The organism is Actinoplanes sp. NPDC021490 (genome assembly GCF_055562135.1).
This window is the reverse complement of record NZ_JBVHFW010000007.1, coordinates 318,828-331,944: the sequence shown is the minus strand read 5'-3', so window position 1 is coordinate 331,944 and position 13,117 is coordinate 318,828. Positions and strand designations below refer to the sequence as shown.

The 13,117-nt window shown below is 71.3% G+C and carries 13 protein-coding genes; 6 read left to right on the top strand and 7 right to left on the bottom strand.

From position 1 onward, the window contains the following. Positions 1-3 precede the first annotated feature (3 nt). Complete coding sequence (locus ACZ3I4_RS21545) at positions 4-852, top strand: SGNH/GDSL hydrolase family protein (protein WP_465383751.1); 849 nt, start codon at positions 4-6, stop codon at positions 850-852. A 19-nt stretch (positions 853-871) separates the two neighbouring features. Here the strand turns inward: ACZ3I4_RS21545 and ACZ3I4_RS21540 are convergent, their stop codons facing one another. Both ACZ3I4_RS21540 and ACZ3I4_RS21535 read right to left on the bottom strand, forming a co-directional pair. Then, positions 872-1,657 carry an SAM-dependent methyltransferase gene (locus tag ACZ3I4_RS21540; RefSeq protein WP_465383750.1) on the bottom strand — a complete coding sequence of 262 codons (786 nt, stop codon included), beginning with the start codon at positions 1,655-1,657 and terminating at the stop codon, positions 872-874. Between the two features lie 106 nt (positions 1,658-1,763). Then, positions 1,764-2,135 (bottom strand): hypothetical protein, encoded by a 372-nt coding sequence (locus ACZ3I4_RS21535; protein WP_465383749.1) that lies wholly within the window; start codon positions 2,133-2,135, stop codon positions 1,764-1,766. Positions 2,136-2,309: 174 nt separating this feature from the next. Here ACZ3I4_RS21535 and ACZ3I4_RS21530 point away from each other — a divergent pair, with 174 nt between their 5' ends. From ACZ3I4_RS21530 to ACZ3I4_RS21520, 3 genes are all read left to right on the top strand, one after another. Further along, on the top strand, positions 2,310-2,978 hold the full coding sequence (locus tag ACZ3I4_RS21530) for a response regulator (RefSeq protein ID WP_465383748.1): 669 nt from the start codon (positions 2,310-2,312) through the stop codon (positions 2,976-2,978). Continuing rightward, positions 2,975-4,786: a sensor histidine kinase gene (locus tag ACZ3I4_RS21525; RefSeq protein ID WP_465383747.1), complete on the top strand. Its 1,812-nt coding sequence runs from the start codon at positions 2,975-2,977 to the stop codon at positions 4,784-4,786. The genes ACZ3I4_RS21530 and ACZ3I4_RS21525 overlap by 4 nt, the downstream gene beginning before the upstream one ends. A 68-nt stretch (positions 4,787-4,854) precedes the next feature. Beyond that, a complete protein-coding gene (locus ACZ3I4_RS21520; protein ID WP_465383746.1) occupies positions 4,855-5,004 on the top strand; it encodes a hypothetical protein in 150 nt (49 codons plus the stop codon). 5 nt (positions 5,005-5,009) lie between these two features. Here the strand turns inward: ACZ3I4_RS21520 and ACZ3I4_RS21515 are convergent, their stop codons facing one another. After that, entirely contained in the window at positions 5,010-7,481 is a 2,472-nt protein-coding gene (locus tag ACZ3I4_RS21515) for a sensor histidine kinase (protein WP_465383745.1), read from the bottom strand. 178 nt (positions 7,482-7,659) lie between these two features. Between ACZ3I4_RS21515 and ACZ3I4_RS21510 the strand changes: the two genes are divergently transcribed. Both ACZ3I4_RS21510 and ACZ3I4_RS21505 read left to right on the top strand, forming a co-directional pair. Continuing rightward, entirely contained in the window at positions 7,660-8,430 is a 771-nt protein-coding gene (locus tag ACZ3I4_RS21510; RefSeq protein WP_465383744.1) for a FadR/GntR family transcriptional regulator, read from the top strand. A gap of 41 nt (positions 8,431-8,471) precedes the next feature. Next, a complete protein-coding gene (locus ACZ3I4_RS21505) occupies positions 8,472-9,224 on the top strand; it encodes a FadR/GntR family transcriptional regulator (RefSeq protein WP_465383743.1) in 753 nt (250 codons plus the stop codon). Here the strand turns inward: ACZ3I4_RS21505 and ACZ3I4_RS21500 are convergent. The 4 genes from ACZ3I4_RS21500 to ACZ3I4_RS21485 are packed head-to-tail and all read right to left on the bottom strand — an operon-like array spanning position 9,221 to position 13,113. After that, positions 9,221-10,204, bottom strand: a complete 984-nt coding sequence (locus tag ACZ3I4_RS21500) for an aldo/keto reductase (protein ID WP_465383742.1) — start codon at positions 10,202-10,204, stop codon at positions 9,221-9,223. The two genes, ACZ3I4_RS21505 and ACZ3I4_RS21500, sit on opposite strands and share 4 nt — an antisense overlap. Next, positions 10,201-11,022: an amidohydrolase family protein gene (locus ACZ3I4_RS21495; protein ID WP_465383741.1), complete on the bottom strand. Its 822-nt coding sequence runs from the start codon at positions 11,020-11,022 to the stop codon at positions 10,201-10,203. Before ACZ3I4_RS21495 ends, ACZ3I4_RS21500 begins: the two co-directional genes overlap by 4 nt. Beyond that, the gene (locus ACZ3I4_RS21490; RefSeq protein ID WP_465383740.1) at positions 11,022-12,173 is read right to left on the bottom strand and encodes a mandelate racemase/muconate lactonizing enzyme family protein; all 1,152 of its coding nucleotides are present in this window, start codon (positions 12,171-12,173) and stop codon (positions 11,022-11,024) included. Before ACZ3I4_RS21490 ends, ACZ3I4_RS21495 begins: the two co-directional genes overlap by 1 nt. Before the next feature lie 28 nt (positions 12,174-12,201). Then, a complete protein-coding gene (locus ACZ3I4_RS21485; protein WP_465383739.1) occupies positions 12,202-13,113 on the bottom strand; it encodes a carbohydrate ABC transporter permease in 912 nt (303 codons plus the stop codon). Positions 13,114-13,117 lie beyond the last annotated feature (4 nt).

The following is a 13,117-nucleotide window of genomic DNA, read 5'->3' as shown; positions in this document are numbered from 1 at the left end:
GTCGTGAGCACAGCCCCCGCCCCCACCGACGACGAACGCCGCAACTTCCTGCGCTACACCCGCACCCGGTCGTGGCCGATGCTCCAGCGGTTCCCGATCGCCGACGAGACGCATCTCGAACTGCTCGCCCAGATGCTGGCCGGCACGCCGGAGGCGATCCGCTCGCTGCTCGAGTCGTTGCGCGACGAGACGCGCGCGGGAGCGGAGCGCCTGCTGGCCGACCAGCAGCACCGCGACATCGTCACGTCACTGCCGTTCGGCCCGGACGACCGGATCGTCGCCGTCGGCGACTCCATCACCGCCGACCGGCTCGGCTGGTTCGACCTGCTGGCCGCGTCGCTCGACCGGATCGCGGCGCCCACGCCCACCCTGATCAATCTCGGCGTCAGCGGCAACACCACCGCGGACGTGCTCGAGCGCTTCGACCTGCTGATGGCGGCGAGACCGAGCCGGGTGCTGCTGATGCTCGGCACCAACGACGCCCGGGCCCACGGCCGCACCGACCGCTACCGCATGGCCACCCTTCCCGAGACCGAGCGCAACCTGCGGGCCTTGATCGACCTCATCGCCCTCGATCTGAACGCACCGGTCACGGTGATCACTCCACCCGCGGTCGACCAGGCCCGCATCGACACCACCTTCGGCGGCGCCCCGGTGCACTGGAGCGCCGAGGCCGTGGCCGAGGTGGCCGGCGTCGTCCGCAAGGTGGCCCCGGACGCGGTGGACCTGCATCAGATCACGCAGCCGCACGTCACGACCGACCTGCTCGAGTCCGACGGGGTCCACCCGACACCGGCCGGGCAGCGGTTCCTCCTCGGCCACATCGTCGAGCATCTCCGGCACGTGGCGTGACGCGGGCGGCCGCCGTCGTTCACGGTTTGCGGCCGACGCCCCCGTACTGGTCGATCTCGCGGGCCTCGGCCTCCGGCCGCCAGCTGGTCACCGGCACCAGACCCGGGTCGACCAGCTCGAGGCCCTGGAAGAGCCGCGTCATCCGGGCCGGGCTGCGCAAGTGATAGGGCAGGGCGGCCGACTCGTTCCAGATGCGGGCCGCCTCGACCACCGCGGGAGTGATGTCGGTGCCGTCGTAGAGGGCGAGGTAGCTGCCGGACGGGACGGCGCCGATCGCCTTTCCGACCATGGCCTGGGCGACGGCGTCATCCTCGACGTGACCGAGGACGCCCATGAACAGGATGGCCACCGGCTGCGTGAAATCGAGCGTGCGCCCCGCCTCGCGCAACACCAGATCCATGTCGTGCATGTCAGCCTGGACGTAGCTGGTGGCGCCTTCCGGCCGGGTGGTGAGCAGCGCCCGGGCGTGGACGAGGACCAGCGGGTCGTTGTCGACGTAGACGATGCGGCTGTCGGGCGCCACCGCTTGCGCCACCTGGTGGGTGTTGTCGGCGGTGGGCAGGCCCGTGCCGATGTCGAGGAACTGGCGGACGCCGGCCTCGCCGGCCAGGTATCGCACGGCCCGCACGTGGAACTGCCGGCTGAGGCGGGCGTGCTCGGCGAGTTCGGGCTGACCGGCCAGGATCTGGTCGCCGACCGCCCGGTCCACGGGGAAGTTGTCCGTGCCGCCCAGCAGGTAGTTCCAGATTCTCGCCGTCTGCGGGACGGAGGTGTCCACCGCCGGCTGCTGCTCGTCGTCCGACACGCGCGTCCTCCCGAGAACCGATGAGTGGCGCCAGCATAGCGCCTTCCACTGTGGACTTTTATCCCGGAAATCGGAGGCCGGCGGCCGCAAAGCGCGAGCACGGTTGTCAGTCGTGCACGACCGCCGGCCGGCGGGACGGGGCCAGCATCATCGCGACGGCGGCGATGGTGACGACGGCGAACAGTCCCACCAGCGCCTGAACGGCCGCGGGCACGTCGACGAAGAAGGCCGGCAGCGCGGTGACCACCGAGATGATCCGGGCGCCCGCCGCGACGCGGACGGCGCCGCGCCGGCCGGTGCGCCAGGCGATCACCACGGCGACCACGGTGATAAGGCCGAGCACGGCGTCGATCAGCAGAATCGCGTACGGCGGCCCGTCCTGATCGCCCGGGGCCGGCTGGAACGGTGAGGTGAGATCGAGGAGCCCGAGCAGGAAGGCGATGATCAGTCCGGCCTTGTTGAGCTTGGTGAGCCGCATGGGAGACACTCCGGAATCAGACGAGCACCGCTGATCGGCGCCGATGTGCCCAGCCTGCGGGCCGGGACCTTCCCGCCGGACCGGTGCGCGCACCGGCCGCGCCGGGGACTTCTCCCGGTCCTACCCGGGAAGATAGTCCTGGGCCGGGGCGGGCACAGCCCGCATGATGGACGCATGACGCCGCCGGACGGGCCGATCACCGTGGTCCTCGTGGACGACCACCCGGTGGTCCGCGGTGGCCTGCGGGCGCTGATCGAGTCGTTCGAGGGTTTCGCGGTGGTGGGCGAGGCCGCCGACGGCGAGCAGGCCGTACGCGAGGTGCTGCTGCACCGGCCCGACGCGGTGATCATGGACGTGATGATGCCGCGGGTGGACGGCGTCGAAGCCACGCGCCGCATCGTGCGGGCCTGCCCGACCACCGCCGTGCTGGTGCTCTCGATGGCCGAGGACGACGACGTCGTGTTCAGCGCCATGCAGGCCGGCGCCCGCGGTTACCTGCTCAAGGGCGCCGCGCAGGAGGAGATCGACCGGGCCCTCAAGGCGGTGGTGGCCGGCGAGGCGATCTTCGGTCCCGGCGTTGCGGCCCGGGTTCTGGGCGTGTTCTCCCGCGGGACGGCCGACCGCGCCGAGCCGTTTCCCGGGCTCACCCCGCGCGAGCGCGACGTGCTCGAGCTGGTGGCGCAGGGCCGGCGGAACGCCGCCGTCGGGCAGACGCTGGGGATGGCGTCCAAGACGGTGGCGAACCACCTGTCGTCGATCTTCGCCAAGCTTCAGGTCACCGACCGCTCGGCGGCCATCGTCCGGGCCCGCGACGGCGGCCTGGGCCGGGGCCGCCCGACATGACTCCGGTGGTGTGGACGGGATGGCTTCCGCTCGGCGCCGGGCTGGTGGTGCTGGCCGGAGCGGTCCTGGTCCTCCGCCGCACCCGGGCCGATCGAGCCGTTCCCGTACGGCTGCTGAACTTGCTGCTCGCCGCCTCGGTGACCGGTCTGCTGTCCGTTGCGCTGCGGCTGACGACCGGGCCCGGCGTGTGGCCCGACCGGTTGTGGGCGCTGAGCCTGGTCGTCCTTCTCCCGCTGGCGCTCCTGCTCTATCCGGACGATCGCCCGCCGGCCGGGCTCGGCTGGACCGCGGCGGCCGTGGTGGGCCTGTCCGGTGGCCTGGCGTTGATCTATCCGGCCACCTTCGCCGGCAGCGGTCTCAGCGAACTCGTGGCGTACCTGCTGCTGCTGGCCGCGCAGTGGTGGCGCTACGAGCACACCGGCAGCACCGGCCGGCGGGCCCTGCAGTGGCTGGCGCTCGGAACGGTGCCGGGACCTCTGCTGGCCGTCATCGCGAGCTTCGCCATCCCGTACGGGGCGTTGGCCGTGCTCGCTCTGGTCGTGTGGATCATTCTGGTGGGCTGTCTGTGCATCGGCCTGGCCGCTCCGGACCTCCGCGACGTTCGCTCGATCATGCTGAGCGTCAGCGTCCACTCGGTCACCGTCCTGCTGGTGGTGAGCGTGTTCGCGGCGGTCGTCGCCCTGACCGAGACGTTCGCCGGAAGACCCGTCGCCCTGTCGCCGGGCACGCTCGGGCTCGTCGCGGCGGCCTGCGCGATCGGCTACGCGCCCTTCGCGCGACTCTTCCGTCAGGTCATCGAGCTGCTGCTGTTCGGCGCCCGCAGCGACCCCTGGCAGGCCGCGTCCCGCGCCGGGGAACGACTCGGCGACGACCCGGTGCCCGCACTGCGTTCCCTGCGCGAGTCGCTTTCGCTGCCGTACGCGGCCCTGCTCGACGAATCCGGCCGGCCGATCGCGGTCAGCGGGCGCCCGCCGGAGTCGGTGGTCCGGCGCCGCCTGGTCGCGGGGGACGACATCCTCGGATCTCTCGAGATCGGCCTGCAACCGGACCAGCAGTCGCTGCTGCGCGGTGACGAGCAGGTGGTGGCCGTCCTGACGCCGGCCCTCACCCAGCTCATGCAGGCGCGCAAGCTCCGCGCCGAGTTGCAGGCGTCCCGCGCCGTGGTCGTCTCGGCGATCGAGGAGGAGCGCCGGCGGCTGCGGCGCGACCTCCACGACGGCATCGGCCCCCGGCTGACCGGAGTCGCCTACGCCGCCGACGCCGCCCGCAACCTCCTGCACCGCGACCCGGCGCAGGCCGCGCAGCTGCTCGCCGGGGTGCGGGCCGAGGCCGGCGAGGCGATCGTCGAGGTGCGCCGGCTGGTCGAGGGCCTGCGCCCGCCCAGCCTGGACCAGGTCGGGCTGGAACGGACCATCCGGCAGCACGCCCAGCATCTCCTCGACTCGGACGGCCATCCGATGACCGTCGAGGTGCGGGTCGCCACTGCCCTGCCCGCCTTGCCGGCCGCGGTGGAAGTGACCGCGTACCGCATCGTCGTCGAGGCCTTGACCAACGCCGCCCGGCACTCCCGCGGCCGACAGGCGACCGTCACCCTGGCCGTCGAGGAGTCGGCCCTCGCCGTCGAGGTCCGCGACGACGGGCCGGGCCACGAGCCATGGGTCACCGGCTACGGGCTGACGTCGATGCGCGAGCGTGCGGAGATGCTCGGCGGCACCCTCACCGCCGACCCCGGCCACACCGGCGGGCTGGTCACCGCCCGGCTGCCGATCGCGGACGACGCCGGTCCGGGGTCCCCGGCGCGTCAGTAGCCGCTCCCCGGATTGCGGGGCATCCCGATCGGGTAAGGAAGGGGAACCACAATCGAGGAGGCACCACCATGGCGACTCTCGCCCAGCGCATCGGAGCATTTCTGCGGAGTCCGCGGGGGCAGCGTCTGGTCGACCAGGGCCGTCGGCAGCTGGCCAAGCCGGAGAACCAGCGCCGGCTGCGCGGTCTGTTCACCCGGTTGCAGGGCAAGCGGCGCTAGGCCGGCTACTCGGGCGGCAGCGGCACGCGTACGTCGACAACCGTTCCGGACGGCTCGTTCGAGGTGAGCGTGATGGTGCCGCCGTGGAGCCGGACGATCGCACCGGCGAAAGTGAGGCCCAGCCCGCTGCCGGACGTGCTGTGATGACGCACGTTGCTGCCCCGGAAGAACCGGTCGAAGACGCGGTCCTGTTCGTGGTGCGGGGTGCCGATGCCGGCGTCGGTGATACGCAGTTCCGCCATGCCGTCGCCGACGCTCAGGCGCACGTGCACGTCCGCGCCGAGCGGGCTGTATTTGACGGCGTTGGACAACAGGTCGTCGACGACCTGCCGCAGACGGGCGGCGTCGCCGCGCAGCAGAACCCGGTCCGGCAGGTCAGTACGCACGTGGATGCCGCTGTCGGCCGCACTGTGCCGGGTCGCGGTGACCGCGCCCACGACGATCGGCACCAGATCCACATCCTCGACGTGCAGCGGCACGTGCCCCGACTCCAGTCCGGCGAGGTCGAGAAGCGTCCGGACGATCCGCTCCAGCACCGTGGTGTTACGCCGGATCGCCTCAATCATCTGCCGGTGCTCGCTGTCCAGCACGTGGGCGTCGTCGCCGAGCATGGTGGCGTAGGCGGCGATCGAGGTGAGCGGGGTACGCATCTCATGGCCGACCAGAGCGATGAAATCGTCTTGAGCGCGGGAGAGCTGCCGGGCCAGCGCTTCGGCCCGCCGTAACGCGACGTAGACGCCGATCTGCGCGGCTACACCGTCGAGCAGAACGGTGAGCAGTTCCTCGTGCTCTTCCTTGATGCCGGCGCAGCAAGTCAGCACACCCAGTAACACGCCGCCGTCACGGACCGGGACCGACAGGACGGTATGGACGCCGAACCCCTGATACGCCGAGCCCAGCTCCGGGTCGGCGGCGATGTCAGCGACCCACGCCGACCGCCCGGTCTGCCAGACCCTTCCCGTGGCGCCGTGCCCCCGGACCGGCGTACGGCCGAAAAGGTCCTGCTCCGCGCCGGAGGCGTCCCAGTGCCCGACCGCCCGCAGATCGCCGGTGGTGTCGTCGATGAGAAACAGTTCAGCGCACCGCCAGCCCAGCGCCTTCGTGACCAGCTCCAGGATTGCGGGCGCCGCTTCGCTGATTGAACTCGACGCGGCGAGCACTTCCTGCACGACCAGGTGGCAGGCACGGAATCGTTCGGCGCGGCGCATCGCGGTCAGTTCGTGCGCCACGGCGACCGCGCCGAGCACACCACCGCCCTCAGCGAGGATCGGCCGTGCGGTGGTGGCGAAGGTGCGCACCCGTTCGCCCGGCCCCACGGTCAGCACGTCCACGGCGTCGAGATGTTCCCCCCGGAAGGCCCGCATCAGGGGGGTCTGATGCCAGGGCATCGGCCGGAGACGGGCATCGTGCAGGATGCCGTCCACCGATGCCGGGTAGTCGTCCGGAAGGTCACTCCCTGACGGGATGCCCTGCGAGTCGCGCAGCACCCGGTTGAGCACGGTCACGCGGCCGGCGGCGTCGCAGGCGATGACCCCCACGGTGAGGCTGTCGAGCAGAGCCGTGAGGAAGCTGCTGTTGTGGTCCACCTTCTCCTGTACGGCGGCCTGCTCCGACAGATCGGTGAGGAACACGCAGGCGAGCGCGCCCGCCGCCCCCCGCACCACCGACAGTGAGGCCTTGACCGGCAGACGCCGGCCGTCGCCGCGCCGCACGGTGACGTTCCGCAGCATCGGTCCCGTGGGCGCCGCGGCGAACAGCCGGCCGAGCGCGGCGCCGACCGGCATCCCGCCGTACACGGGCAGCAAACTGTCGTCCAGATGCCGGCCGCACACCTGATCGGCCCGGAAACCGAGCATGTCCTGGGCCGCACGGTTGAAGCCGAGCACGGTTCCGTCGGCGGCCACCGCGACAAAGGCTTCCTGCACGCTGTCGAGCAGGGCCGCGCTGTCCAGCAACGCGACTTCCGCCGTGACCGGCGCGGCGCCGGGCGGACGCAACAGCTCGGCGATCTCGATCAGAAGGGCGACGTGGTCGTCGGTCCACTGCCGGGCAGTGGTGTCGAGGACGGCCAGCGACCCGACCGGACGGTCCCGGGCATCACGCACCGGCACCCCCAGAAAGGCCCGGAGCCCGAACTCGGTCGCCAGCGGATGGTCCTGCATCTGGCCGCAACCACTGGTGGTCATGTCATCGCACAGCACCGGATGGTCCTGGCTGACGACGTACTTGCACGCCGAGTACGTCAGCGGCGCCCGGCCCTGCGACGTCAGCGACTCGGGCATGCCATAGCTGCCCTGGAAGAACTCCTCCTGGTCACCGACCAGGGTCACCGCGGCCGCTGGAGCGTGCAGCAAGCGGGCCGCCAGCCGAGCGATCGCATCGAGCGGAATCGGTTGCGCGGGCAGGGCGCGACGCGCCAGATCGACCGCGCGCAAGCGTTCGGCGTCGCCGAGAACCGCCTCGTCCACCTCGATCATCGCCACACCTGTTCCACGCGCGGGTCATTGCCGCGCCCGCTTTCCCAGCATTTAGCAGGTAAAACGTCAGATGTGCGGGACCGGCCGACCCGGGCCGAGGGTGCCAGAAATCATATTACGTCTGACGTCAGAACAATCCTATGATTTCTCGGACGGCGACCAGGAGGCCGGAGGGAACGTGACGTCATCGGACCAGGCGCCCGCGTCGGGCCTGCCCCGGCCGGCCCAGAAACGACGGCCCGCGAGCCTGGCCCTTGCCGTCACCGCGGAACTCGTCGACCGGGTGGTGCACGGAAGCTATCCGCCGGGGACCGCCCTGCCTCCGGAACCCGTGCTCGGCGATGTCTTCGGGGTGAGCCGGACCGTCGTACGGGAAGCGGTGAAGATCCTTCAGGAGAAGGGCCTGGTGCAGGTCCGTCAGGGGGCCGGGACCATCGTCACGGCGCCGGTCATGTGGGACATGCTCGACGAACTCGTTCTGCGGGCGGCCATCGAGGCGGAGGAGGGCATGACGATCCTCGACGATCTCGTGGTGACCCGCCGGGTGCTGGAGTCGGACATGGCCAACGTCGCCGCGCGGGCGGGGGGACGCGAGACCGTCGACCGGTTGCGCGTCCTGGTGGAGGAGATGGACGAGCTCGTCGACGACCATCTCGCGTACGCCCGGCACGACCGCGCCTTTCACGACACGGTCATGCAGGCGTCCGGGAACCGTCTGGCCCGCGGTGTGGTCCGGGCGCTGGAGAGCCAGGTGGTCAGCACCGCCCGCTACATGGGCAAGCCGGAGCGGGCCCTCTGCGTCGCCTCCAACCGGGGCCATCGGCGCATCTACGAGTGCATCGCGGCCCGTGACCCCGAGGGCGCCGCGGACGCGATGTTCACCCACATCACCGAGGCCTGGCTGGTGCGCCGGGGCGGGCCGGACGACCCGCTGCGGCTGCGGCGCTGACGCTGACCGGGCCGGATCCGGGCCGCAGGTAAGGTACAGCCATGATGGCTGCGCCCGACAAGTTCGCGTTTCCCCCACGCCGGCGGGCCGAACGTCTGAGCGTGGCGGTCGTCAGCGAACTGGTCGAGCTCATCGTCACCGGCCAGCTGGCCGAAAACGAGCTGCTGCCTCCGGAAGGCCCGCTCAGCGAGCATTTCGGCGTGAGCCGCACGGTCATCCGCGAGTCGGTCAAGCGGCTCGAGGAGAAGGGCCTGCTGATCGTCACCCAGGGCCGGGGGACGCAGGTTGCCCGGTCCGGCTCGTGGAACATGCTGGACCCGCTCGTGCTGTCCGCGCTCATCGACAACGACGAGTCCCTGGGCATTCTCGACGAGCTGACGATCGTACGGGGAAATCTCGAGTCGGCGATGGCCGGCGCCATGGCCGCGCAGCGCACCGACGAGGAACTGACCCGCATCGAGCACGCCCTGCAGGTGATGCGCGAGACTCAGCACGAGAGCGATTCGTTCCGGCAGGCCGACGTGGTCTTCCACCTGACCGTGATGGAACTGTCCCGCAATCATCTCGCCGAGAACATCGCCAAACGCCTGTACCTGCATGCGCTGGAGAGCAACCGATTCCACGGCATGGGGTACGAGAACGCCTTCCAGTCGACTCTCGACGAGCACGCCGCCGTCGTCGACGCGATCGCCCGTCAGGACGTCGCCGCGGCCGAACAGTCGATGCGTCACCACATCGTCACCTCGTGGCAGCGCCGCCGTTTCGAACCGGCACGCCAGAAGCCGGAGGACTAAGGCCGGTCCGGGATCAGGCCCTCGGCGGCCAGGTCGTGCCAGACGCCGTCCGGGATGCCGGTTTCGAAGCGGCGCACGTTCTCGTCCACCTCGTCGGCTGAGCGCATGCCGGCGGCGACCGCGACGACCGCGGGGTGCCGCAGGGGGAAGGCGAGCGCGACCGCGGGCAGTTCCACGCCGTGGCGTTCGCAGACGGACGCGATGCGGTGGGCCCGCTCGACCACTTCGGGGCCGGCCGGACCGTATTCGTACGTGGCGCCGCGGGCGGGCCGGGCCGTGGCGAGCAGGCCGGTGGCGAAGACGCCCGCCGCGACGACGGCGACACCGGCCTGCCGGGCGGGGTCGAGCACCGTTGCGAGGCCGGTGTGGTCGAGCAGCGTGTACCGGTTGGCCAGCATGACGACGTCGACAAGACCGTCCCGGATGAGGCCGGCCAGCCCGTCGGTGGCGTTCGTGCCGATGCCCACGGCCTTGACGGCACCGGCCTGCTTCAGCCGGGCCAGGGCGGCCAGACCCTCCCGGGCCGCGCCCGGCCACGCCTGGTCGGGGTCGTGCACGTAGGCGATGTCGACCGCATCCAGGCCCAGCCGCGACAGGCTCGTCTCGAGGGAACGCTCGACTCCGGAGGGCGAGAAGTCCCACTGCCGCCTCAGATCGCCGGGAACGGCGAACCCGTCGGTGTCCTGCCGGGCGGGCGTCGCGTTCGGCACGAGGAGACGGCCGACCTTGGTGGACACGACGAACTCCTCGGGCCGATGCCGGCGCAGCTCGGCTCCGAGGCGGCGTTCGGACAGCCCGAGGCCGTAGTGCGGGGCGGTGTCGAACCAGCGGAGGCCGTGTTCCCAGGCCCGCCTCGTGGTCCGCTCGGCTTGCTCGTCCTCGACGGCCCGGCCGAGGTTGCCCAGCGCCGATCCGCCGAGAACGAGGACGCCACGCCCGGATCGGCCCCGGGACAGCAACTGCCGGAGGCCGTCGGTCACGCCGCCACCCGGTAGAAGGCCGAGCCGGTGCCGGACAGGATCGCTTCCCGCTCGGTCGCGCTCAGATCGCCGAGGAGCTCGTCCACGGCCGTCCGCCAGGCCAGCGCCCCGGTGCCGAGCTCGGCGACCGGCCAGTCGGAGCCGTACATGAGCCGGTCGGGGCCGAAAGCCGCGAGCGCCACCCGGACGACGTGCCCCACGCTGTCCATCCTGGTCCGGGTGGCGAGTCCGGAGATCTTCGCCCACACGTTGGGCAGCTCGGCCAGTTCCCGCAGGCCCGCCTCCCAGCCGTCGAGGTCGTCCGCGTCGGCCACGCCGCCGAGATGGTCCAGCACGAACCGGACATCCGGGTGCGCTCGCACGACGGTGGCGGTCAGCGGCAGCTGCCGCCATCGCACCACCAGGTCGAATCCGAGGTCGTGCCCGGCCAGCCGGTCGAGGCTCGCGCCCACGGCCGGCCGGGCCAGCCACTCCGGGTCCGGGTCGAGGTGGACCAGATGGCGTACGCCCACCAGCCGCCGACGGGCCGCCGGGTCGAGCCGGTCGATCTGGGGTGCGGGATCGGCGGTGAGGTCGAGCCAGCCCACCACCCCGGCGATGCGCCGACTCCGGTGCGCCAGCAGGCGGCGGGTCTCGGCCGCGCTGTTGCTGGACTGGACGACCACGGCGGCCGCCATGCCGGTCGCGTCCAGCATCGGCACGAGGTCGGCGGGCTCGAAGTCGCGGTCGATCGCCGCCATCGTCGGCGGGTCGATCCACGGCTGCGGGTCGGTGGACCGGTTCCAGAGGTGCACGTGGGTGTCCAGGCCACGATTCATCACAGGGGCCGGCTTCCGTCGGGGACCAGGCGCAGACCAGCCCGTACGGGTCGGACGTGCGGCCCGGTCACCGCCGCGCCGGCGCCGTTGGCCCGCAGCCGGTTGATCTGGTCCTCGTCGACCCGGATGCCGATGCCCGGCTCGTCGCCCAGGACGATCCCGCCGTCCTCGTACTGCTGGTCGACCTGGAGCCCGATCGGCGCGGTGAGGCCCTGAACCTCGAAGGCCAGATGGTTGGGCACCGCCGCGGCGGCGTGCGCGACCGGGTTGGCGTGGTACGCCACCGGGCTCACCGGCAGGTCGTGGGCGTGCGCCACGGCCGCCACCCGGAGGAAGTGGGTGATCCCCCAGACGTTGCCGACCTGCACGATGTCGACCGCGTCGGCGTCCAGCAGCGGCCGGTACTGCTCGAGGCCGGTGAGGTTCTCGCCGGTGGCGACGGCGGCGCGGATGCCCCGCCGCACCGAGGCGAGCCCGGCCGCGTCCCACCGGCGCACCGGTTCCTCGACCCAGGCCAGGTCGATCCGGCGTTCCAGGGCCGTGATGAACCGGACGGCCTGCGACCGGTTCCACGACTCGTTGGCGTCGAACATGAGGGCCGGGCGGGGCGAGTTGCAGGCGAGGACGTCCCGGACCGCTTCCAGCCGGCGCAGGTCGTGCTCGACGTCGTGGCCGCCCTTGAGCTTGGCCGAGCTGAAGCCGCGGTCGGCGAACTCCTCGTACAGCCGCACGAGGGCGTCGTCGTCGAGGGCGATGTCGAGCCCGGACGCGTAGCCGGGAACGAACCGGTCGAGCGCCCCCAACGTACGCCAGAGCGGTTCGCCGGCCGCCTTGGCCTTGAGATCCCACAGGGCCATGTCGATCGCGCCGACGGCGCCGAACGTCGCCCCCGAGTGGCCGGTCTTGAAGACGTGGTCGAGCATCCGGTCGTAGAGCGCCGACACACCGCGCGGATCCTCTCCGTCGACGGCGGCGAACACCCGGTCGATGTCGCTGTGCGCGCCGACGCCGACTCCTTCGAGGCCGCTGTCGGTCTCGAGGATCAGCACGTGGACGTCGGTGCGCGGGGACGTCATCACCCCGTTGGCGTCGCCGATCAGCCGTTCCCAGTCGTGCTTGGTGGTCAGGCTGCGATATCCGGTGACCTTCACCCGTTCTCCTTCCCTGCGCGTTCCCGGCTCATTCCTTGGTTCCGCCCGCCGTCATGCCGGCGACCAGGAACCGTTGTGAGAAGAGAAAGACGATCAGTACCGGCAGTACCGAGATGACGGTCGCCAGCGCGAGCGTCGGGAGCTGAATGGATTGCGAGCCGGCCGAACTCGGATTGAACGCCGGGGTCGAGGCCAGCAGGGAGGTCAGTCCGACCTGGATCGGGTAGCCGTCGCTGGACGGCAGCATGACGAAGGGCAGGAAGAAGTTGTTCCAGCTCTGGACGAAGCTGAAGAAGGCGACCAGGGCGACGATCGGCGCGGCCAGCGGCAGTGCGATCTTGGTGAACACCTGGAATTCCCGGCACCCGTCCACCCGGGCCGCGGCGAGCAGGTCGCGGGGAATGCTCGTCGAGAAGTAGATGTAGGTGAGGTAGACCCCGAACGGGAAGAACGACATCGGCAGGATCACCGACAGCGGGCTGCCGATCAGCCCGATGGTATTCAGCTCGAGGAAGATCGGCAGCACCAGGGCGGTGTTCGGGATGAGCATGACGACCAGGGTCAGGATCAGCAGCAGGCGCCGGAGCCGGAACTGGGTCAGGGCCATGGCGTAGCCCGCCGGGATGCTGGCGATCAGGGTGATGACGAGGGCGCCCACCGCGTACAGGGCCGAGTTGCCGACCCAGGTGGTGACTTCCCCGTCGCCGAAGCTGAACAGCGAATTCCAGTTGGTGGTGAGCCCGTCGAGGCTGCCCGGCCCGAACGGGTGGCCGACGGTGAGGCCGCGCGCCGTTTTCGTCGAGGCCAGCAGCAGCCAGACGATCGGGATTCCGAAGAACAGCACGAAGACCAGGAGGACTACCGCCATGATGGTGCGGCCGCTCCACCCGCTGACACTTGCCCGCCGGGTGCCGGGGCGATTGATCTGCCGTGTCGTCATGAGG